We start from the raw sequence: 21562 nt of genomic DNA, 5'->3' as shown, positions 1-21562 counted from the left end.
GCGCCCCACCCGGTCGGGGGCCTGCCTCAGTCTCGGATGAGGGCCGTCGGGGGGCCGTACCTCATCCGGACGAGGGGCCGCCCGGGCTCTCGTCCGCGGATTCGAGCTCGCGGGACCCGCTGCCGGCCGGCAGCTCCGCGTGCTCGTGGTCGTGTGCGACCGCGCGGTATTCCTCGATGGTCGGCTTCGGGACGCGCGTGTGGGGGCCGAACATGGCGTGCGCCAGCTTGGCCCGCACCCGGTTGGTGATGCCGGCCGGCGGCCGGCGGACGCCGTTGGCGTCGGTCTCCGGGCCGAGTTCGTACGGCTGCGGCTGCTCGTGCGAGGTGAGCTTGTGCAGCTCCGCCTGCGACAGCGGCTCGTGCACCTCGATGTACTCGCCGTGCGGCAGCCGCTTGATCATGCCGGTCTCGCGGCCGTGCAGCACCTTGTCGCGGTCGCGCCGCTGCAGCGCCAGGCAGATGCGCTTGGTGAGGATGAAGGTGAGCACGGGGACCACGAACACCGCGATCCGCAGCGCCCAGGTGACGTTGTTCACCGAGACGTGGAAGTGCGTGGCGAAGATGTCGTTGCCGCCGCCGATGAGGAACAGGGCGTACAGCGACAGCCACGAGGTGCCGAGCGCCGTCCGCACGGGCACGTTGCGCGGCCGCTGGAGCAGGTGGTGCTCCCGCTTGTCTCCCGTGACCCACGCCTCGATGAACGGGTACGCGCCGATGACGACCAGCATGAGCGGGAAGAGGGCGATCGGGATGAACACCCCGAGCGAGAGCGTGTGGCCCCAGGCGTTGATCTCCCAGCCGGGCATGATGCGCACCATGCCTTCGGCGAAGCCCAGATACCAGTCCGGTTGGGCGCCCGTCGACACCTGGTCCGGCCGGTAGGGTCCCACGTTCCAGATCGGGTTGATGGACGCCACGGCCGCGATGATGGTGACGAGGCCGAAGACCAGGAAGAAGAACCCGCCCGCCTTGGCCACGTACACGGGCAGGAACGGCGCGCCGACGACGTTCTTCTCGGTCTTGCCGGGACCGCCCCACTGCGTGTGCTTGTGGTAGAAGACCAGGATCAGGTGCGCCACCAGCAGGGCGAGCATCAGCCCTGGCAGCACCAGGATATGGAGCGCGTAGAACCGCGGGATGATGTCGTGGCCCGGGAACTCGCCGCCGAAGAGGAAGAACGAGAGGTACGTTCCGATCACCGGCGTGGAGATCGTCGCGCCCTCCACGAACCGCAGGCCCGTGCCGGAGAGCAGGTCGTCGGGGAGCGAGTACCCGAGCAGGCCCTCGAAGAGGCCGATGAAGAGCATCGTCCAGCCGAACACCCAGTTGATCTCACGCGGCTTGCGGAACGAGCCCGTGAAGAAGTGCCGCATCATGTGGACGAGCATGCCGACGACGAAGATGAGCGCAGCCCAGTGGTGGATCTGACGCACCAGCAGACCGCCGCGCACGTCGAACGAGATGTCCAGCGTGGAGGCGTACGCCTCGGACATCCGCACGCCGTTCAGGGGAGCGTACGAGCCGTCGTACACGACCTCGGTCATCGAGGGGTTGAAGAACAGCGTCAGGTAGACGCCCGTCAGCAGGATGACGATGAAGCTGTAGAGGCAGATCTCACCGAGGAGGAACGACCAGTGGTCAGGGAAGACCTTTCTCGCGTACTTACGCCCGGCGCCATGAATCCCGAGCCGGCCATCGGCCCAGTCCGCGAGGCGCTCGCCGGACTTCGCCCGGGTGGGCGGACGGGTGCCCATCGCGCCCTGCGATGAGTCTTCCGTCTGGGTTACGGACATGCGGTTGCTCCTGCCTCCCTGGTGCACTCCCACCTAAAGGACAGGAACTGGCGGCCGAATGTGACATGAAACGAGAAGGTGTGAGCCACATCACAGCGATGCTCAACTGCCCGGGATCTCCTGCTCAGTCCAGACGACCTTGCCCCGGGGCGAGTACCGCACACCCCAGCGGTTCGCGAGCTGGGCGACGAGGAACAGCCCGCGCCCGCCCTCGTCGTAGCTCGTCGCGTGCCGCAGATGCGGCGAGACGCGGCTGGTGTCGGAGACCTCGCAGGTCAGCACCGACTGCAGGATGAGCTTGAGCCCGATGGGGCCGGGCGCGTGCCGGACCGCGTTGGCGAGGAGTTCGCTGACGATGAGTTCGGTGGGCAGGGTCAGCTCCCGCAGCCCCCAGTCCGTGAGCCGCCTGCGCACCAGGTCGCGGGCGTCGGAGAGGGCGGAGTGGTCCACCGGCAGCCGTACGGAGACCACGCGGTCCGGCGGCAGCGCCCGGAGCCGGGCCGCCAGCAGCACGGCGTCGTCGCTCGGCCGGGCGGGCAGCAGGTCGCGTACGGCCGCGTCGCACAGGCCCTGCACCGGGCGCCCCGGGAGGGCGAGCGTCCGGCGCAGCCGGGCCAGCGACTCCTCGGGCCGCTCGGGCAGCAGGCCGTTCGTGTAGAGCGCGAGCAGGCTGCCCTCGGGCAGGTCGAGTTCCGCGCAGCCGAACGTGCCGGAGCCGCTGCCCAGCGCCGGCCCGGTCGCCGTCTCGACGACCTCGCTGCTGCCGTCCGTCCGGACGACGACCGGCGGCGGATGCCCGGCGAGCGCCAGCGTCACCCGCATGGCGATGGGGTCGTGCACGGCGTAGACGCACGTCGCCGCGGGCGTCGGCGGGTTTCGCTGCGGGTCGGCGAACGGGTCGGGCGGCTCCTGCATCAGCCGGGACACCAGCCCGTCCAGATGGGTCAGCAGCTCGTCCGGCGGCAGGTCGAGGCCGGCCATGGTGTCGATCGCCGAGCGCAGCCGGCCCATGGTCGCCGCGGCGTGCAGCCCGGTGCCGGTGACGTCGCCCACCACCAGCGCCACGCGGGCGCCGGAGAGTCCGATGACGTCGAACCAGTCGCCGCCCGCGCCGCCCGTGCCGGGGAAGGTGCCCGGCACGTACGCCAGGCCCGCCTCGATCGCGCTGTTCTCCGGCAGGTACGCGGGCAGCAGGCTGCGCTGGAGGGCGGAGGCGGTGGTGTGGGTGCGGGTCTGGCGGCGGGCGTTGTCGACGCTCACCGCCGCCAGTTCGGTGACCTCGGTGGCCAGCCGCAGGTCGGCGTCGTCGAAGGGGGTGGGGCGATCGGAGCGGTAGAGGGTCACCAGGCCGAGGAGCGCGCCGCGCGCGGTCAGCGGCACGAGGATGAGCGAGTGCGCCTCGTCCGCGGCGTCGGGCAGGGTCACGGGCGCGCCCTGCCCGCCCGGAGGGCCGTCCGCGGGATCCGGCTCCGGTACGGAGTGCCCCCGGTCCCCGTCGCCGCCGACCGCCGGCCCGGGGTGCGCCGGGTGCTGGATGAGCCGCGGGCGCAGGTCCGTCAGCGCGCTGGACTGCGGGGAGGCGTACGGGTAGCGCACCTGCGCGCCGACGCCGTCCTCCTCCCGGTACGCCGACGGCACTACCGCCGCCCGCCGCAGGGCCAGTTGCTCCACGCCCTGCGCGGGCGCCGACTGCTCGCCCCGCCACACCGAGTCGGCGATGTCGACCACCACCGCGTCCGCCAGGGCGGGTACCACGACCGCGGCCAGCTCCTGCGCAACCCGGCCGACATCGAGCAGCGCGCCGATGCGCGCCTCCGCGGCGTACAGCAGTTCCAGCCGGGACCGGGCCCGGCGGCGCTCGGTGATGTCGCGGACATGGGCGAGCACGGCCACGAGGGCGCCGTCTCCGTCGTCTCCGCCTAGCGGGTAGGCGGAGACCGACAGCACCCGGTCGCCGTCGCCGGCCATCCGCACCCCGCGCACCGGGTCGCCGGACACGAGCACGTGCCGGAGCAGTTGCTGCAGCTCGGCCCCGTCGGCGACCGCCCCCACGTCCTGGGCGGCCGGGGCGCTGCGCTCGGTACGGTCCCCGTCCTTCGCCGCCGGCTCCTCGGGCACTCCGGGGAGCAGGCGCGCGGAGGCGTTGGCGCGCAGCAGCCGCAGCTCGGAGTCGAAGACCAGCAGCGCGGAGTGCGCCCGGTCGAAGAGGGCGCCGAGCAGCAGCGCGTCGAGCTGCCCGTCGCGGGGCGCACTCGGATGGGCACCGGCCATGCCCCCAATCTCGCCTCCGCGCGGGGATCGCGCATCCGCACACCCCCGCGGGCACCGCCCGCGGCGGCTCGGGGCTCACCCGTTCGGGTGCCGGTCGCCCTGCCCGTCCGTCCGGCCGTGCTCCTCTTCGCCCTCCTCGCCCTCGCTGCCGGTGGGCGTCGGGGTGGGCGAGCCGGAGGGGGAGGAGGACGGCGAGCCCGACGGGGTGCCGCTCGGCGCCGACACCCTCGCCCGCGACGAGGCGGTCGACGACGGGCCGGCGGGCTCCGTGGAGCTGCCGCCGGGGCTGGGCCCGGGTGTCGTCGGGTCCGCCGTCGGAGCGGGCGGCGGGGCCGTGGAGGGCCGGGAGCGCTGCGCGCGGTCCGGCGCGTCGGCCCGCGCGGCGGGCGGGCTCGCCGCCGTCGGGGTGCCGGCGTCGGGCGTGCCGGCGGAGTTCGTCGGCAGCGGTCCGAACGGGGCGTCGGGGCGCTCGTCGGCGCGGTCGGCGTCGGGCCTGCCGTCACCGCCGAGCACGTTCGCCGCGACCAGCCCGCCGGAGAGCGCTGCCACCCCGGCCGCCGCGAGGGCCGCGAGCCGCGCGCGGGGCGGGCGCCGGCGCCGTCCCCTGCCGTGCCGGGCACGGCCGGGGACGACGGGGTGCTCCACCGTGCCGTCGTCCGCTGGCACCTGCGCGTACGGGGAGGTGTCCGGGTACGCCGCGCGGCCCTCGGCGAACAGCTCCAGATCCCGCGGATCCGGCCCCGGCACCGCGGGGCCCGGCTCCTGGAGCGGGACGGGCCCGCCGTCCGCCGGGGCGCCCGGGGGCCGGCCGGCGGCGGCGCACCAGGGCGCGCCGCCCGCGTCGTGCCACCTGCCGCAGGCCGGACAGTCCATCATGGCCACCTGACCTCGCCGTCCTTCCGTGGCGTGGAGGGGTCTGCCGACGAATCCTCAGTCTGCCAGCGGGCAACTGCGGATGTAGCATACTGAATCGCCATATATGAGCGCTGCCTGAGACTCGTCTCACACGGCGCCCCCACCCGTCCCCGCGGTTACGGCACCACCACGATCTTCCGGCCCTTCCCCGATGCGAACTGCTCCAGGGCGGCCGGGTACTGCTCCAGCGGCAGCCGGTCGCTGATGAGCAGCTCGGGGTCGAGCACGTCCGCGGCGAAGAGCTCCGCCGCGCGCTCGTAGCTGTGCAGCACGGCCATCGAACCGGTGATGGTGATCTCCTGGTTGTAGATGCGGTACGGCTCGATGGTCGCCGTCGTCGCGTAGTCCGCCACCCCGAACTGCAGGAACGTGCCGGCCTTCCCGACCCGGCCCAGGCCGTCCTGGATCGCCGCCGCGTTGCCGGTGGCGTCGATGACGACGTCCCACCCCTCCGGCTGCCCGAACTCCTCCGGTGTGGCAGCCGCCCGGCTGCATCCCACCTTCTGCGCGGTGGCGAGCCGTTCGGGGTTGAGGTCGACCACGTCGACCGCCGCGGCGCCGGTGCGCTTGGCCAGCTCCAGCATCATCAGCCCCATCGTGCCCGTGCCGTAGATCAGCACATGGGCGGCGAGCTTGCTGTTGAGCACGTCGTAGCCGCGGACCGCGCACGACAGCGGCTCGATCAGCGCCGCGTCCTGGGTGCGCACGTGGTCGGGGAGCCGGACGCAGTTGGCGACCGGCGCGACCGCGTACTCCGCCGCCCCGCCGGCGACGGTGACGCCGATGGCCCCCCACCGCTCGCACAGGTTGCCGTGGCCCGTACGGCACTTGCGGCACTCGTGGCAGTACAGCGACGGGTCGACGGCGACCCGGTCGCCGACCGCGACCTCGGTGACGTCGCGGCCGATGCCGACGACCTCGCCCGCGAACTCGTGCCCCGGCACCACCGGCAGCGTGGGCGCGAACTCGCCCTGCAGGATGTGCAGATCGGTTCCGCACAGCCCGCACGCCGCCACGTCCACCACGACCTCGCGCGGGCCGGGGGAGGGGTCGGGGACGTCGGTCACGGTGACCGTGCCGGGGGCTTCGATGACGGCGGCCCTCATTTGACGGCTCCTAGGGACAGGCCCTGGACCAGCTTGTCCTGGGCGGCGAACCCGGCGGCGAGCACCGGGAGGGAGATGACGACGGAGGCGGCGCAGACCTGGGCGAGGAAGAGCCCCTGACTGGTGATGAATCGGGTGAGGAAGACGGGGGCGGTCTCCGCCGTCACCCCCGTGAGCACCCGCGCGAACAGCATCTCGTTCCAGCTGAAGATGAAGCAGATCAGCGAGGTGGCGGCGATGCCGGGCCCGGCGACCGGGGCGATCACCCGGGTGAGCACGGTGGTGAGCTTCGCCCCGTCGATCTGCGCGGCCTCCACGATCGAGACGGGGATGTCCGCGAGGAACGACTGCAGCATCCACACCGCGATCGGCAGGTTCATCGACGTGTACAGCAGGACGAGCAGCCAGATGTTGTCGAGCATCCCGGTGTTCTTGGCGAAGAGGTAGATCGGGAGCAGCCCGGCGACCACCGGCAGCATCTTGGTGGAGAGGAAGAAGAACAGCACGTCGGTCCAGCGCTGCACGCGCCGGATGGACAGCGCGTACGCGGCCGGCAGGGCCAGCGCGAGCACCAGCACGGTCGAGAACACGCTCGCCATCAGCGAGTTGAGCAGCGCCGGCCACGGGCTGGGGCCGCCGCCGGAGCCGAAGAACGTGCGGTAGCCGTCGAGGGTGAGCGACGCGGCGACCGCCGGCGGGTTGGCGGCGGCGTCGGTCTCCGCGTGCAGCGAGGTGAGCACCATCCACGCCACCGGCAGGAAGAAGGCGATGCCGACGAGCCAGGCCAGCAGCCCGAGCCCGGCGCTGCGGCGCCGCGCCTTGCGCAGGGCGGGCGGCAGTGCGGCGCGGCCGGTGCGGGCCGGCTTCTCCGCCGTCGCTACGGTCGTGGTCATGCGCGGGACACCTCCTCCCGGAACAGGGACGACACGACGCGCAGCGCGAAGGTCGCGATGACGATGGAGCCGATGACGACGAGCACGCCGGCGGCCGAGGCCAGCCCGTACTCGTGCGCCTGGTAGAAGGTCTGGTAGATCGTGTACGGCAGATTGGCGGTGCCCAGCCCGCCCGAGGTGATGGTGAACACCGCGTCGAAGTTCTGCACGATGTACACCGAGCCCAGCAGCACGCCCAGTTCGAGATAGCGGCGCAGATGAGGCAGCGTGAGGTAGCGGAAGATCTGGAAGCTGGTGGCACCGTCGAGCCTGGCGGCCTCGACCATCTCCGTCGGCCGGCTCTGCAGCCCGGCCAGCAGGATCAGCATCATGAACGGCGTCCACTGCCAGATCAGCGCGGCCTCGACAGCGATCAGCGGCATGTCCGACACCCAGTCCGGCTGCGGTGGCGTGTCGTCGCCGAACAGCTCCGCGACCCAGGTGAGGGCGCCGTTGAAGAGGCCGTACTCGGGGTTGTAGAGCGCGTGCTTCCACAGCAGCGCGGCCGCGACCGGCACCAGCAGGAACGGCGCGATGAGCAGCGTGCGCACCACCCCGCGGCCGGGGAACGTCCGGTCGAGCAGCAGCGCGATGAGCAGCCCGAGCACCACGCTGACCAGCACGACCGCGGCGGTCAGCACCGCCGTGGTCACCACCGACTCGCGCAGGCCCTCGTCGCTCGCCACCTGGCTGTAGTTGTCGAGCCCGGTGAAGCTGCGGTCGTCGGGGCGGAGCGAGTTCCAGTCGAAGAGGGAGATCACCAGCGTCGCCACGAACGGCAGTTGCGTGACGGCGATCAGGAACACCAGCGCCGGCAGCAGCGGCGCGCGGGTGGCCCAGGCCCGGGCCCCGCGGCCCGGCCGGCGGGGTGCCGGCCGGCCCGAGCGCGGCGCCGGGCGCTCGGTGCGTACGGCGGTCGGGGTACTCATCGGTCCCGGTACTCCCCGCCGACCTCCTCGGCCAGTTCCTGGGAGTTCTCCAGCGCGTCCTCCACGGACTGCTTGCCCGCGATGGCCGAGCTGATCTCCTGGGAGACCTTGGTGCCCAGATCGGAGAACTCGGGGATGCCGACGAACTGGATGCCGGGCGCGGGCCGCGGCTGGGTGCCCGGGTCGCGCGGGTCGGCGCCCTCGATCGCCTCGCGGGTGATGTCGGCGAAGGATCCCGCGGCCTTCAGGTAGTCCGGGTTGGAGTACGTCGACGCGCGCTTGCCCGCGGGCGCGTTGGCCCAGCCCAGCTCCTTGCCGACCAGCTCCTCGTACTCCTTGCTCGACGCCCAGGAGATGAACTTCCAGGCGCTCTCCGGCCGTTCCGACGCCTTCTGCACGCCCCACGCCCAGGTGTAGAGCCAGCCGGAGGACTCGGTCTTGTCGACGGGTGCCGGCGCGTAGCCGATCTTGCCGCGGACGGGGGAGTCCTCGGCCTCCAGCGAGCCGGTGGCCGCGGTGGCGTCGTACCACATGGCGGTCTTGCCCTGGGTGAGGTTGTTCAGGCACTCGGCGTACCCGGACTGGGCCGCGCCGGCCTCGCCGTGCTCGCGGACGAGGTCGACGTAGAACTTCGCCGCCTTGGTGAACTCGGGTGAGGTGAGCTGCGCCTCCCAGTTCTCGTCGAACCAGGTGCCGCCCATGGTGTTGACCACCGTCGTCAGCGGCGCGATGACCTCGCCCCAGCCGGGCAGGCCGCGCAGGCAGATGCCCTTCATGCCGGGCTCGGCGCCGTCCGCCTCGGCGGCGAGGTCGGCGACCTGCTGCCAGGTGGGCTTGTCGGGCATCTTCAGGCCGTTGTCGGCGAAGACGTCCTTGCGGTACATGAGGAACGACGACTCGCCGTAGAAGGGCTCGGCGTACAGCTTGCCGTCCTCGGCCGTCAGCGACTCGCGCATCGGCGCGAGGACGTCCTCCTGGTCGAACTTCGCGTCGTCCGCGGCGTACTCGTCCAGCGGCAGCAGCCAGTCGTTCTCGGCGAAGAAGGGCACCTCGAAGTTGCTGATGGTGGCCACGTCGTACTGGCCCGCCTGGTTGGCGAAGTCCTGGCTGATCTTGTCGCGGACCTCGTTCTCCGGCAGCACGGTGAAGTTCACCTCGATGCCGGTCTTCTTCGTGAAGTGCTTGGCCGTCAGCTTCTGCAGCTCGACCATCTGCGGGTTGTTGACCATGACGACGTTGACGGAATCGTCGCCCCCGGAGCTGCCGCCGCCCCCCGCGCCGCTGCACGCGGCGAGCAGGGCCGCGGCGGTGGCCACGGGCACGAGGGTGCGGATGGTGCGCTTGCTGCGGGTCGGAGTGAGCATCGCATGCTCCCAAAGAGGGTCGGGGGCGGGAATTGGGGCGTACGGAGCCGGGCCACCCGGCTCGGTACTCGTCCGGGAAGGCGGGGCGTACACGGGTATGGGATGTGGTGAGCGGACGTGCGGAACGGGTGCCGGTCCCGTCAGGTCCTGATGACCTGCGGGCCGAGCAGCGAATACCGGTGGGCCTCCGCGGCGGGCAGCCCGGTGTCGGTGATGATCACATCGAACTCCGAGACCTCGGCGAAGCGGCAGAAGCTCACCGCGCCGAACTTGGTGTGGATCCCGGCGAAGACCTTCCGCCGGGCCACCCGCATGGCCTGCGCCTTCACCTCGCTGACCGCCGGGTCCGGGGTGGTCAGCCCGTAGGCGCGGGAGATGCCGTTGGCGCCGACGTACGCCAGGTCGATGACGAAGCCGGCGAGCATCCTGGTCGTCCAGTGGTCCACGGTGGCCAGCGTGCTGCCGCGCACCCGGCCGCCGAGCAGTAACACCGTGACCCGGTCGTCCCCGGCCAGGGCGCTCGCGGTGGCGAGCGAGGCCGTGACGATGGTCAGCGGGCGGGGCCGCGGCAGCGCCTCGGCGATGAGCTGGGGGTTGAAGCCCTCGTCGATGAAGACCGTCTCGGCGTCGCCGAGAAGCTCCGCCGCCGCGGCGGCGATGCGCGACTTCTCCGGCACGTGCATCGTCGTGCGGTACGCGAGCGTGGTCTCGAACCCCGCGCTCTCCACCGGATACGCGCCGCCGTGCGTGCGCCGGACGAGCCCGTGGTCCTCCAGGAGCGTCAGGTCACGCCGCACGGTCTCCCGGGAGACACCCAGGTCTGCGGCCAGCTTGGCGACGTCCACCTTGCCGGTGCGCCGAGCGGTCTCCAGGATGACCCGTCTGCGTTCTTCTCCGTCCACGACGACCACCTGCCTTCGCGGTTTGGCTGTGGGGGGTGTTGTTTCGGAGTGGTGAAGCCCTGCCCGTTCGGGCTTCCGAAGGCATTTCTACCGGCGGCGGAACCCACCGGCCAGGCTTCCTGCAGCGCACGTCGTGACCGACTGTGCCCGCTTTCACCGCCGTATCGCCGCTGGGGAGCGGCGGTCGGCCGCTTCCGGCGCACGCCGGGCGTGCCCGCCCCGGCCGGGACACGTGCCCGTTCGGTGCCCGGTTGGGCAACGGGCGTGGGTTCGGGCCCCGTTCCCTTCGGGAGGTGAACACGGCGGGATCCGCCGGATCCATTGACGGCGCCCGCGCGAAGGAGTTCACTTTCGCACCGAAACAGGTCTGGACCAAGCTCGATACCCGGCTGACCAGTCGGGACGCCCGGCACCCGCGGCGTTCCACCGGTCGGCAACCCCCCACCAGAGGATCGAGGCGCACCTTCATGACATCACGGAGCAAACGGCGTCGCCGTACGCCCGCCGTCCTGCTGCTCGCGGCCGTCTGCGCCGGGCTGAGCTGGACACCCGGCTCTGCCGGCGCCGCACCGGACGGCGCCCGGGCTGTGACCTTCGAAGACGACTTCGACGGCCCCGCGGGTTCCGCCGTCGACGGCGGCAAGTGGCTGACCGAGACCGGCGACAACGTCAACAACCACGAGCGGCAGTACTACACCGCGGGCAACGCCAACGCCGCGCTGGACGGCCAGGGGAACCTGGTCATCACCGCGCGCAAGGAGAACCCCGGCGACTACCAGTGCTGGTACGGCCGGTGCGAGTACACCTCCGCCCGGCTCAACACCTCCGGCCGCTTCACCACCACGTACGGCCACGTCGAGGCGCGGATGAAGCTGCCGCGCGGGCAGGGCATGTGGCCCGCGTTCTGGATGCTCGGCGACGACATCGGCCAGGTCGGCTGGCCGGCCAGCGGCGAGATCGACGTGATGGAGAACGTCGGCTTCGAGCCGGGCACCGTCCACGGCACGATCCACGGTCCCGACTACTCCGGCTCCGGCGGCATCGGGGCCGGCTACTCGCTGCCGGGCGGCGAGGCGTTCGCCGACGGGTTCCACACCTTCGCCGTCGACTGGTCGCCGGACGAGATCACCTGGTCCGTCGACGGCACCGTCTACCAGACGCGCACGCCCGCCGACCTCGGCGGCAAGAGGTGGGTCTTCGACAAGCCGTTCTTCCTGATACTCAACCTCGCGGTCGGCGGCTACTGGCCGGGGGACCCGGACGGCAGCACGTCCTTCCCGCAGCAGCTCGTCGTGGACTACGTCCGCGTCACCACGCCCGACGCCGCGCGGTAGCCCCGCGGGCCTACGTACGGTAGCTCTGGATCCGGCGGCCGTGGCCGCGCTCGGTCAGCGCCGCGAGGCGCGGCGCGAGCTCGGCCGCGACCTCCGGCACGTCGACGGTGAGCAGCCGCCGGTCGCGCATGAGGACCCGGCCGTCGACGATCGTCGTGCGCACGTCGCCGGCGCGGGCGCTGTGTACCAGGGTGGCGGCGAGGTCGTGCACGGGCTGCGTGTGCGGCCCCGTCAGATCGACCAGGATCACGTCGGCCCGGCGGCCGGGCGCCAGCGAACCCACCCGGTCGCCGAGACCGACGACCCGCGCGCTCTGGGTCGTCGCGTGGTGCAGCACCTGGCGCGCGGTCGCCCAGGTGGCGTCCCGCTCGGCGGACTTCTGCACCAGCGCGGTGAGCGCCATGCTCTCCCAGACGTCGAGCGTGTTGTTGGACGCGGCCCCGTCGGTCGCCAGCCCCACCGGCACGCCGGCCGCCCGCAGCGCGCGCACGGGCGTGGTGTCCCAGCCGAACTTCAGATAACCGCGCGGCGCGGTCGCCACCCCGGCGGCCGGCGCCCGGCCCAGCAGCTCGATGTCGGCGTCCGTGAGCCCCGTGCCGTGCGCGATCAGCACGCCGGTGTCGAGGAGTCCGCAGCACCGGAGCACCTCGATCGGCGTACGGCCGTGCCGGGCGAGGCTGGCCTCTGTCTGCTCCCGGTTCTCCGCGGCGTGCAGATGGACCAGCAGCCCGTGCTCCCGCGCCAGCCGGGCGGTGGCCGCCAGGTCGTCGTCCGTCACGGTGTACGGCGCGTGCGGTGCCAGGCACGTGGTGATCCGCCCGTCCGCGCCGCCGGCGCGGCGCAGTGCGAAGTCCAGTGACCGCTCGCGGCCCTCGGCGCCCTGGGAGGAGAAGTACGCCAGGCCCAGCACCGCGCGCAGCCCGGTGGCCGTGACGGCGTCGGCGACCCGGTCCATGGCGAAGTAGTGGTCGGCGAACGTCGTCACGCCGCCGCGGATCATCTCGGCGCAGGCCAGCAGCGCGCCCAGCTCCACGTCCCGGTCGGTGAGGTTGCTCTCCACCGGCCAGATCCAGTCGTCGAACCACTCCTCGACCGGCACGTCCTCGGCGAACCCGCGCAGGAAGACCATCGGCGCGTGCGTATGGCAGTTGACCAGCCCCGGCATCGCGACCTGGCCGCGGGCGTCGATGCGCTCGGCCGCCGGCACCCGCGCGGCCCCGGCCGCCGTCGTCACCGCCGCGACGGCGCCGTTCCTGATCACGATCCCGGCGTCCTCGGCGAAGTCCACCTCGCCGCCGGGTCCGTGGACCAGCGCGGTGCAGCCCTCGATCACGAGGCCGGCGGGCTCCGCGCCCGGCCCGGGGTCGGCGGTGCGCTCCGGCTGCGCCATGCTCGGCTCCTCGATCGGGCCCGGGGATCTCTTCGGGAACGCTACCGGCCGCGACGGCGGCGCGCGGCGCGTTCCGTCCGTACGCGGACGGCCGCGGGCGGCGCCCGCTGCGGCGGGCCTTGACGCGCGCCGCCCCGAGTGGGTGTATGGGAGCGCTCCCAGATTCCGCGTCAACCGACTTGCGAGGAGCCGCACATGAGCGCACCGAGAACCACACCCCCCACCGCTCGCGGACGCCGCCGGCGCGGCGGGACCCGTACCGGACGCGCCCTGCTCGCCGCCCTGCTCGGCCTGGCCGCCGCCGTCGCCGGGTTCGGCCCCGGCGCGCAGGCCGAGCCCGCCGGCGCGGCCGCAGGGCTGCACACCGAGGGCGGACGGCTGCTGGAGGGCAACGGCAACGACTTCGTGCTGCGCGGCGTGAACCACCCGCACGCCTGGTACACCGGCGAGCTGGACTCGCTGCGCGAGATCAAGCAACTGGGCGCGAACAGCGTGCGCGTGGTCCTGGCCACCGGCGACCGCTGGCCGCGCAGTGACACCGCCGACGTCGACAACGTTGTCTCCCAGTGCAAGGCGAACCGCCTGATCTGCGTGCTGGAGGTGCACGACACCACCGGCTACGGCGAGGAGGACGCCGCCGTCTCCCTCGACCGCGCCGCCGACTACTGGATCAGCGTCCGCGACGCCCTCGTCGGCGAGGAGGACTACGTCATCGTCAACCTCGGCAACGAGCCGCACGGCAACCAGGGCTACGAGCGCTGGACCGCCGACACCCGGGGCGCCATCGCCAGGCTGCGCGCCGCAGGACTGCGGCACACCCTGATGGCCGACGCGCCCAACTGGGGCCAGGACTGGACGAACACCATGCGCACCAACGCGCGCGCCGTCGCCGACTCCGACCCGCAGGGCGACACGCTCTTCTCGATCCACATGTACGGCGTCTACGACACCGCCGCGGAGATCGAGGACTACCTGACGTCGTTCACCGAGGCCGGACTGCCCATCGCCGTCGGCGAGTTCGGGCACGACCACTCCGACGGTAACCCCGACGAGGACGCCATCATGCGCCTCACCCGGGAACTGGGCCTCGGCTATCTGGGCTGGTCGTACAGCGGCAACGGTGGCGGCGTCGAATACCTCGACATGGTGCGGAACTTCGACCCGGCCGCGCTGACCGACTGGGGGCGGCGCTTCTTCCAGGGCCAGGACGGCATCGCGGCCACCGCGAAGGAGGCCACCGTCTACGGCGGCTGAGCACCGGCCACCGCCACGCCCGCCCGGCTGGTACGGGGCCGGCCCCCGGCCGCCGGGCGGGCAGCGGCGCCGCGCCTCCCGGGGACCGGCCCGTACGGCGGCCACGCCGGGCCCGTACCGGCGCCGCCCGTGCCCGCTCCGGCCCGGGGCGCCGCTCAGCTTCCCGTGCCGCCCGGCCCGCCGAAGCTCGTGTACACCGCCGCCAGGTCCTCGCGGCCGTGCCCCGCCGCCGACGCCTGCCCGTACAGCCCGCGCAGCGCCGCCAGCAGCGTCGTGTCGACCCCCGCGCCGCGGGCCGCGCCGTCGATCAGGTCGACGTCCTTCAGCGCGGCGTCGAGCGCGAACTGCGGCTCGTACGAGCCCGCGAGCATCCCCTCGCCCTTCGCGTGCGCGTACCCGCAGTCCGCGGGCGCGCCCTCGATGGCCGTGAGGAACAGCTTCGGGTCCAGCCCGAGCGCACCGGCCAGGGCGAGCGACTGGGCCGCCGCCGCCGTGATCGAGGCGATCCAGGCGTTGCACGCCAGCTTCAGCGCCGTACCCGCGCCGACCTCGGGACCGGTCCACACGGTCTTCACCGAGATGGCCGCCGTCAGCGGCTCGATCCGGGCGAAGACGGCCGGGTCGCCCGCCGTCAGCAGCGTCAGCCGGCCGGTCTCCGCGGGCTGCCTGGTGCCCAGCAGCATGGCCTCCACCAGCGTGCGCCCCGCCCCCGCGGCCAGCTCGGCGGCCATGCGGGTCCCCTCGGGGCCGACGGTGGCCGTCTGCACCCACACGGTGTCCTCGGGCGACGCCTCCAGCGCGTCCCCCAGGACGGTGAGCACGGCGTCCGCGTCGTAGAGCGCGATCAGTACCGCGTCGGCGTCGCGCACCGCCTCCGCCGCGCTCGGCGCGACCCGCGCGCCGTCGGCGGCGAGCGGCCGCGCGCGCTCCGGCGTGCGGTTCCACACGGTCACCTCGACGCCGCCGCGGAGCAGCGAGCGCGCCATGCCGGCGCCCATCACGCCCGTTCCCAGTACTGCAGCTTTCACCTTGCGGACTCCTCGTGTCGTTGCTCGGCTGCGCGGCGCCGTCCCGGACGGACCGCGGGTCACCACTCCTCGTGTGCGTCCGGGTCGCCGCCCACGCGCCGCTGCGGCCGGCCGGCGACCGCGGCCATCTCGGCGGCCGACAGCTCGAAGCCGAAGACGTCGAGGTTCTCCCGCTGCCGTACCGGGTCCGCGGACTTCGGAATGGGCACGGCGTCGAGCTGCGTGTGCCAGCGCAGCACCGCCTGGGCGGGCGTCACGCCGTGCGCCTCGGCCACCCGGGCGATCGACGCGTCGCGCAGCACGTCGGTGCCGCGGCCCAGCGGGCTCCAGCTCTGGGTGACGATGCCCTTCCGGGCGTGGTACGAGCGCAGCTCCTCCTGCGGGAAGTGCGGGTGCAGCTCGATCTGGTTGACCGCCGGCAGCACGCCCGTCTCCCGCTCCAGCCGGTCGAGTTGGGCGACGGTGAAGTTGGAGACGCCGATGGAGCGTACGAGATCCTCCTCGCGCAGCTTGACCATCGCGCGCCAGGAGTCGGTGTACAGGTCCACGCGCGGCAGCGGCCAGTGGATCAGGTACAGGTCGACGTAGCCCACGCCCAGCCGCCTGCGGGACTCCTCGAAGGAGGCGAGCGTCTCCTCGTAGCCGTGGTGGCGGCCGGGGAGCTTGGTGGTGACCACGACGTCCTGGCGGGGCACGCCGCTGCGGGCGATGCCGCGCCCGGTGCCCTTCTCGTTGCCGTAGTTGAGCGCGGTGTCGACCAGCCGGTAGCCGGTCTCCAGGGCGGTGGCGACCGCCCGCTCGGCCTCTGCGTCGTCCATCGGGTACGTGCCGAGGCCGAGTGCGGGGAGCTTCGTACCGTCGTTGAGCCTGCGGACCGGGACGCTGGGCACACGTGCTCCTTCCCTTTATCGTACGGTGCGTTCAGTATAAGGCGGACGCCGGAGGCGGGCATGGGCGAAACGGGCGGGCCGCGCGCGCCGCGGGGCCGGCCGCGCAGCGAGCGGGCCAGGGCCGCGGTGCTCGCCGCCGCCACGGAACTGCTGGTGGCCGGCGGGGTGCAGGCGGTCACCATGGAGGCGATCGCCGCCAGGGCGCGGGTCAGCAAGTCGACGGTCTACAAGTGGTGGCCCACGCGCGGGCACGTGATGCTCGACAGCTTGGCGCACGTCACCGGGGACCCGCCCGCCGGGCCGGCCGCCGGCGCGAGCCTCGCCGACGCCCTCGCCGCCGAGGCCGGCGCGCTCGTCCGGGTCTTCCGCGACACCGCCGCCGGGCCCCTGGTGGCCGACCTCGCCGCCGCCGCGCAGGCCGACCCCGGTATCCGTACCGCACTCGACGAGCGGTGGGTGCGCCCGCGCCGCGCCGCCTGCGCCCGGCTGCTCCACGACGCCGTGGCCCGCGGCGAACTGCGGCCGGACACCGATGTCGCGGCCGCCCTCGACCAGCTTTTCGCGCCCGTCTACCACCGGCTGCTCTTCGGCCACGCCCCGCTCGCCGAGAACCTCGCCGCCACCCTCGTACGCCAGCTCCTCGACGGTCTCGGCGGCGGCCGCGGGCGATCGGACGAAGATCGGTGATCAACCGGGCGACAGTCCCGCACCCGACCTATTCGGTGCAAGAACTCCCTTACGTCCCCAGCGGTGTGGCCGGGTGTCCGCGGACTGGACGCGATCGCACGGCGGGCCGTAGCGTGCTCTTCCGCGCGGGCGGACAGCGAAGGCTTCTGGTCGGCCTCCCGATCAACCGGCACCTGGGGGGTGCTTACCGAATGGATCCGTTCTGTGTGCGCCCGGCCAGCGGGCCACGGACGGGCTGACCGGGCATGGCGGAAGCTGACGCACCGCTCGCGGAGGCGATACGCGCCGCACGGGTCGGCGACGAAACCGCGTTCGTGCGCCTGTACAGATCCCTGCACCCCTGCCTCGTCCGCTACGTCGGCACCCTCGTCGGCGACGCCGCGGGCGACGGCGACGCCGAGGAGGTCACCGCGGGCGCCTGGCAGGACATCGCACGCGATCTGCGCGCGTTCGACGGTGACGCCCCGGGCTTTCGCGCCTGGTGCGCCCGCATCGCCCGCACGCGCGCGCTCACGCACCTCCGCGACCGCCCCGGCCCCGGTCCGCGGGACTCCGGCGGCGGCCCGCGCCCCGAGGGGGTCCCGGGGCGGCCGGAGGGCGGGCGTAGCCTTGCCCTGATCGCCTGGCTGCCGCGCGCGGAAGCCGACGCCGTCGCGCTGCGGGTGATCGTGGGGCTGGACGCCGAGCGGGCCGCCTACGTGCTCGGCACGAGCCCCGCCGCGGCCCGCTCCGCCACCCTGCGCGGTCTGCGCCTGCTGGCGGACCAGCTCGGCGATGCCGCGGTCGGCGCCTGTCCGGCCGGCGCACCGGCAGAGGACGCGACCTGCACGGCCACGTGGATGCTCAGGGGTATGTGATGGGCGACGACGACCGGAACACCTGGCTCGACCAGCGCGCCGCCGAGCGGCTGATCGCCGGCGAGCAGTTGGACGCCGGGCCCGTGCTGCCGCCCGCCGACCGGGACACCGCCGAGCGGCTGGCCGCGCTGCTGGACACCGCGGCCCGCGCCGCCCGCCCGGCGCTCGACACCGAACTGCCGGGGGAGCAGGCGGCGCTGGCCGCTTTCCGCGCAGCCCGCGCCGCGGATGCGGTGGGACCGGCGGGACCGGCCCGCGGCGAGGAGGCCGCCAACGGCCGGGCGGCGAACGGCCGGGCCGCCAACGGTTCCCGCCCCGGCTGCGAGGCCCGCGTGCCGGGACGGCGGGTGCCCGTCGAGCCGGTGGTGCGGCTCGCGCCGGCGTCCGCGGGCGCCGCCCCCGTACACCGCACGCCCCGGCGGCTGCGGCGCCTGCGCACCGCCGCCGCGGTCACCGCGGCCGGCTGCGTGCTCGGCGGTGTCGCGCTCGGGGCCGGCGCGATCCTGCGAACGCCGCCCGACGCTCCCGGCCCCTCTACGGGACCCGCCGTCTCGCCGACGGCCACCCCGGAAACGGACCGCACCGGTGGCGACTACGCCGACGAGGGCGCCGCGTCCGCGGGCGGCAGCCGGCTGGAGGAGAGACCCGAGGGCAGACGCGACGAGCCGGACACCCGCACCGCGCCCGGCGGCGGCGCCGACGGCGCTGACGGCGCCGCCGGGCCGGACGGTACGCGGGACGAGGACGCCGGCCAGGGCGGCTCCGGCCAGGGCGAGGAGCAGGGCGCGCCGGGCAACGCGGTGCGGCGGCAGTGCGAGAAGTTCCTCGCCGAACGCGACGGCGAGGGTCCGGTCAACGACAACAGGTCCTGGAACCGGCTCGTCCGCGAGGCCGGCGGCGAGGAGGCCGTCGCCGGCTTCTGCGAGAAGCACTTCGGCGACGGCGCCCGGAGCGACCACGGCACCAGCGGCGGCGGCAGCGACGGCGACGACGGCCACGGCGACGACGGCCACGGCGAGGACGTCGAAGGCGACGAGGACGACTGAGCGCCCGGCGCCCGGTCCGTACGCCCTCACCCGGACTGCGTCAGCACCATCGTCACCAGCCACAGCGCGATGGCGCACCCGATCGTGACCACCGGCCAGCTCCGCGCCGTCTCGTCCAGCGGATGCCGCCGCCGGACCGAGGTCCACACCACCCAGAACGCCTCCGCCTCAGCGGGCTCCACGCGCTCACCGTCCAGCAGCCACAGCGCGGGCCCGTCACCGCCCGGCGCCGCTGAGTCCGAGGGCGCGCGGCCGTCGCGCACCTGCCCGACCTCCTTCACCAGCCGGCCGCCGCAGTAGCTCTCGCGTCGGATCAAGGGCCGTTCCTCCCGGTGGCGGATGCCGCGAAATGACGATGCACGGGCAAGGAAGTCGATCATAAGGTGGGGCGGTGACGGACGATGAACGCGAGCGCCTGCGGGCGACCTTCACCGAGGCGCCGGAGCTCTACGACCGCGCCCGGCCCCGCTACCCGGGGGAGATGTACGACGACCTCGACGCCGCCGCGCCCGGCGGCCTCGGTCCCGGCTGCCGGGTGCTGGAGATCGGCTGCGGCACCGGGCAGGCCACCGTGCCGGTCGCCGAGCGCGGCTGCCGGGTGACCGCGGTGGAGCTGGGCGCGGGCATGGCGCGGGTGGCGCGCCGCAACCTCGCCGCGTTCCCGGACGTGCGGGTCGAGAACGCGGTGTTCGAGGAGTGGCCGCTGCCGCCCGAACCGTTCGACGTGGTGCTCGCCGCCACCGCGTTCGCCTGGGTCGACCCCGCGGTCCGGGTGCCGAAGTCGGCGGACGCGCTGCGCCCCGGCGGAGTGCTGGCGACCATCCGCACCCACCATGTGGCCGGCGGCAGCGAGGAGTTCTTCGCCGCGGCTCAGGACTGCTACGAGCGCTTCGACCCGGCGACCCCGCCGGGCCTGCGGCTGCGGCCCGCGGACGCCGTCCCCGAGGACCGCGACGACCTCCGCGGCGAGGAGCGCTTCGCGGCGCCGGTCTTCCACCGGTACGAGTGGGAGCTGCCGTACTCCACCGCGGAGTACCTCGACGTGCTGCGCACGTACTCCGGCCACCGGGCCCTGCCCGCCCCGGCCAGGGACGCGCTGCTCGCCTGCCTCGCCGGCCTGATCGACGGGCGGCACGGCGGCCGGATCGTCAAGCGCTACCTCACCGAGCTGCGGATCGCCCGCCGCCTCGGCTGACGAGCCGTCAGCCGTCCCGGTAGCGCAGCAGCAGCATCGCCGCGTCGTCGTGCAGCGGCGCCCGGGCGTGCTCGATCACGTCCTGGCGCAGCGCGGTCAGCGCCCCCTCCGGGTCGGGGTCCTTGAGCAGCCCGGCCCGCTGCTCCAGCGGGTAGAAGGCCCCGGCACGGTCGCGGGCCTCGGTGACGCCGTCGGTGTAGAACAGCAGTTGGTCTCCGGGCGCGAACCCCGCCGTGTGCGGCTGCGGCTGGGCGACGCCGTGCTCCCCGAGACCGAGTGGTAAAGCCCGCTGCGGCGGAGCGAGATAGCGGACGTCGCCGTCATGGCGCACCGCCAGCGGCGCGGGGTGCCCGAAGTTGAGCAGCGTCACCTCCTGGCCGGAGCCCACCTCGGCGAGTATGGCGGTGACGAACTTCTCGCCGTCGAGCTGCCGGTCGAGCGCCCGCTCCAGCCGCTCCCCGACGGCCGTCAGGTCCGGTTCGTCATACGCCGCCTCACGGAAGGCGCTGAGCACCACCGCCGCGGTCTCCACGGCCTCGAGGCCCTTGCCCTGTACGTCCCCGACGATCAGCCGGACGCCCGCCGGCGAGGTCACCACCTCGTACAGGTCGCCCCCGATCCGCGCCTCCGCCACCGCCGAGGTGTACGAGACCGCCGCCCGCAGCCGCCCCGCGCTGCGGGGCACCGGGCGCAGCAGCACGCGCTGCGCCACCTCGGCGATCGACCGCACGCTGGCGAGTTCCTCCTCGCGGCGATGCCGCATCCGCACCGCGAGCAGCGCGGCCACCGTGACGCCGACGACGGACAGCAGGGCCACGTAGCCGCGCCGCGACTCGAACATCACGTCGGAGATGCCCAGCAGGACGCAGAGCACCAGCGCGATCCCGCCGACGAACACCGTGCGCTGCCAGCCGCCGACCAGGCCAGCGAAGGCCGGCCCGAGCGAGACCAGGGGGAGGAACCCGACGCCGGGTCCCGCGGTGACGTCCACGATCGCGACGCAGCCCATGACTGCGTACGGCAGCGCGTTGAGCGTGCGGTGATGCGGCAACTTCCGGTCGGTCATGCGCTACTCGCTACTCCAGCCGCTGGTCGGCTCTGCACCTCGGACGGCGCGGAGATACGGCCCCCGTCGCGGCCGGCCCCACTCCCGTGAGGCTAGGCAAGGACCGGCCCATCCGGGACCGATGCGGCCGAATCGTTGCCTGTCCGGCACCAGGTCAGGTGCCCCGGCCGTCGTACGGCCGGGGCAAAACCCCCGCAACCGGGCGGTCGGCGGCGGCGGTTCCCGCCGGGCGTGGCCGGATCCGAGCGGGCCACGGTCGGATCGGGTCGCGACGCGAACGAACGTCCGTTGTTCCGCAGAGGCGGCCTCGCGGTCATGGGTCCGGACGGGGTGGGGCGACCGGCTTCCGTGCGGTGCCCCGCCCCGCGGCCCGGTGCGTGCTCCCATGCTGAAGCAATCACTCCGGTACAACGCAGGGTTGTCCGTCCAGGCGGATTCGTTGTTTGAAATGGCACGCGACCTGGGGATTTGATGGCGCTGCTGACAACGTCCCGTTGTGGGAGGAGCCGTCGTGGCCAAGCCGCCTTTTACGCATCTGCATGTGCACACGCAGTATTCGCTGCTGGACGGGGCGGCGCGGTTGAAGGATATGTTCGCGGCG

Annotated in this window: 20 protein-coding genes; 7 read left to right on the top strand and 13 right to left on the bottom strand. The window is 73.6% G+C overall.

Annotation, left to right across the window (positions count from 1 at the left end; translation table 11 throughout):
- Positions 1 to 61: 61 nt before the first annotated feature.
- The 8 genes from qcrB to FB457_RS27045 form a co-directional block, all read right to left on the bottom strand.
- A complete protein-coding gene (gene qcrB, locus FB457_RS27080; RefSeq protein ID WP_486589147.1) occupies positions 62 to 1795 on the bottom strand; it encodes a ubiquinol-cytochrome c reductase cytochrome b subunit in 1734 nt (577 codons plus the stop codon).
- Positions 1796 to 1897: 102 nt separating this feature from the next.
- Positions 1898 to 4066: a SpoIIE family protein phosphatase gene (locus FB457_RS27075; RefSeq protein WP_047019566.1), complete on the bottom strand. Its 2169-nt coding sequence runs from the start codon at positions 4064 to 4066 to the stop codon at positions 1898 to 1900.
- Positions 4067 to 4141: 75 nt separating this feature from the next.
- Positions 4142 to 4942, bottom strand: coding sequence for a hypothetical protein (locus FB457_RS27070; protein WP_486589150.1), 801 nt, complete (start codon positions 4940 to 4942; stop codon positions 4142 to 4144).
- A gap of 155 nt (positions 4943 to 5097) precedes the next feature.
- On the bottom strand, positions 5098 to 6087 hold the full coding sequence (locus FB457_RS27065; protein WP_145783571.1) for a zinc-dependent alcohol dehydrogenase family protein: 990 nt from the start codon (positions 6085 to 6087) through the stop codon (positions 5098 to 5100).
- Complete coding sequence (locus tag FB457_RS27060) at positions 6084 to 6980, bottom strand: carbohydrate ABC transporter permease (protein ID WP_047019569.1); 897 nt, start codon at positions 6978 to 6980, stop codon at positions 6084 to 6086. The genes FB457_RS27065 and FB457_RS27060 overlap by 4 nt, the downstream gene beginning before the upstream one ends.
- Positions 6977 to 7948, bottom strand: coding sequence for a carbohydrate ABC transporter permease (locus FB457_RS27055; RefSeq protein ID WP_047019570.1), 972 nt, complete (start codon positions 7946 to 7948; stop codon positions 6977 to 6979). Before FB457_RS27055 ends, FB457_RS27060 begins: the two co-directional genes overlap by 4 nt.
- On the bottom strand, positions 7945 to 9312 hold the full coding sequence (locus tag FB457_RS27050) for an ABC transporter substrate-binding protein (RefSeq protein WP_047019571.1): 1368 nt from the start codon (positions 9310 to 9312) through the stop codon (positions 7945 to 7947). Before FB457_RS27050 ends, FB457_RS27055 begins: the two co-directional genes overlap by 4 nt.
- Before the next feature lie 140 nt (positions 9313 to 9452).
- Positions 9453 to 10214 carry a DeoR/GlpR family DNA-binding transcription regulator gene (locus FB457_RS27045; protein ID WP_173534911.1) on the bottom strand — a complete coding sequence of 254 codons (762 nt, stop codon included), beginning with the start codon at positions 10212 to 10214 and terminating at the stop codon, positions 9453 to 9455.
- A 587-nt stretch (positions 10215 to 10801) separates the two neighbouring features.
- Between FB457_RS27045 and FB457_RS27040 the strand changes: the two genes are divergently transcribed.
- Positions 10802 to 11548, top strand: a complete 747-nt coding sequence (locus tag FB457_RS27040; protein ID WP_047019573.1) for a glycoside hydrolase family 16 protein — start codon at positions 10802 to 10804, stop codon at positions 11546 to 11548.
- A 10-nt stretch (positions 11549 to 11558) separates the two neighbouring features.
- Here FB457_RS27040 and FB457_RS27035 read toward each other — a convergent pair whose 3' ends face one another.
- Positions 11559 to 12938: an amidohydrolase gene (locus tag FB457_RS27035; RefSeq protein ID WP_145783569.1), complete on the bottom strand. Its 1380-nt coding sequence runs from the start codon at positions 12936 to 12938 to the stop codon at positions 11559 to 11561.
- A 195-nt stretch (positions 12939 to 13133) separates the two neighbouring features.
- On the opposite strand from FB457_RS27035, the gene FB457_RS27030 reads away from it, so the two are divergent.
- A complete protein-coding gene (locus tag FB457_RS27030; RefSeq protein ID WP_047019575.1) occupies positions 13134 to 14192 on the top strand; it encodes a glycoside hydrolase family 5 protein in 1059 nt (352 codons plus the stop codon).
- Positions 14193 to 14347: 155 nt separating this feature from the next.
- Here FB457_RS27030 and FB457_RS27025 read toward each other — a convergent pair whose 3' ends face one another.
- Entirely contained in the window at positions 14348 to 15220 is an 873-nt protein-coding gene (locus FB457_RS27025) for an NAD(P)-dependent oxidoreductase (RefSeq protein WP_107086183.1), read from the bottom strand.
- A 59-nt stretch (positions 15221 to 15279) separates the two neighbouring features.
- Positions 15280 to 16110 carry an aldo/keto reductase gene (locus FB457_RS27020; protein WP_047019577.1) on the bottom strand — a complete coding sequence of 277 codons (831 nt, stop codon included), beginning with the start codon at positions 16108 to 16110 and terminating at the stop codon, positions 15280 to 15282.
- A 60-nt stretch (positions 16111 to 16170) separates the two neighbouring features.
- On the opposite strand from FB457_RS27020, the gene FB457_RS27015 reads away from it, so the two are divergent.
- From FB457_RS27015 to FB457_RS27005, 3 genes are all read left to right on the top strand, one after another.
- On the top strand, positions 16171 to 16797 hold the full coding sequence (locus tag FB457_RS27015; RefSeq protein ID WP_047019578.1) for a TetR/AcrR family transcriptional regulator: 627 nt from the start codon (positions 16171 to 16173) through the stop codon (positions 16795 to 16797).
- A gap of 245 nt (positions 16798 to 17042) precedes the next feature.
- Positions 17043 to 17654 (top strand): sigma-70 family RNA polymerase sigma factor, encoded by a 612-nt coding sequence (locus tag FB457_RS27010; RefSeq protein WP_145783567.1) that lies wholly within the window; start codon positions 17043 to 17045, stop codon positions 17652 to 17654.
- A complete protein-coding gene (locus tag FB457_RS27005) occupies positions 17654 to 18700 on the top strand; it encodes a hypothetical protein (protein ID WP_145783565.1) in 1047 nt (348 codons plus the stop codon). The genes FB457_RS27010 and FB457_RS27005 overlap by 1 nt, the downstream gene beginning before the upstream one ends.
- Before the next feature lie 26 nt (positions 18701 to 18726).
- Here FB457_RS27005 and FB457_RS27000 read toward each other — a convergent pair whose 3' ends face one another.
- A complete protein-coding gene (locus tag FB457_RS27000; protein WP_145783563.1) occupies positions 18727 to 19017 on the bottom strand; it encodes a hypothetical protein in 291 nt (96 codons plus the stop codon).
- Positions 19018 to 19091: 74 nt separating this feature from the next.
- Between FB457_RS27000 and FB457_RS26995 the strand changes: the two genes are divergently transcribed.
- Positions 19092 to 19895, top strand: coding sequence for a class I SAM-dependent methyltransferase (locus tag FB457_RS26995; protein WP_047019581.1), 804 nt, complete (start codon positions 19092 to 19094; stop codon positions 19893 to 19895).
- A 7-nt stretch (positions 19896 to 19902) separates the two neighbouring features.
- On the opposite strand, the gene FB457_RS26990 is transcribed toward FB457_RS26995, so the two are convergent.
- The gene (locus FB457_RS26990) at positions 19903 to 20961 is read right to left on the bottom strand and encodes a SpoIIE family protein phosphatase (RefSeq protein ID WP_145783561.1); all 1059 of its coding nucleotides are present in this window, start codon (positions 20959 to 20961) and stop codon (positions 19903 to 19905) included.
- 511 nt (positions 20962 to 21472) lie between these two features.
- Between FB457_RS26990 and FB457_RS36450 the strand changes: the two genes are divergently transcribed.
- Positions 21473 to 21562 (top strand): PHP domain-containing protein (locus FB457_RS36450; protein ID WP_388887382.1); only part of this gene is annotated, 90 nt, incomplete at its 3' end.

Source organism: Streptomyces sp. CNZ287 (assembly GCF_007827615.1).
This window is presented reverse-complemented; position numbering and strand designations above follow the sequence as displayed.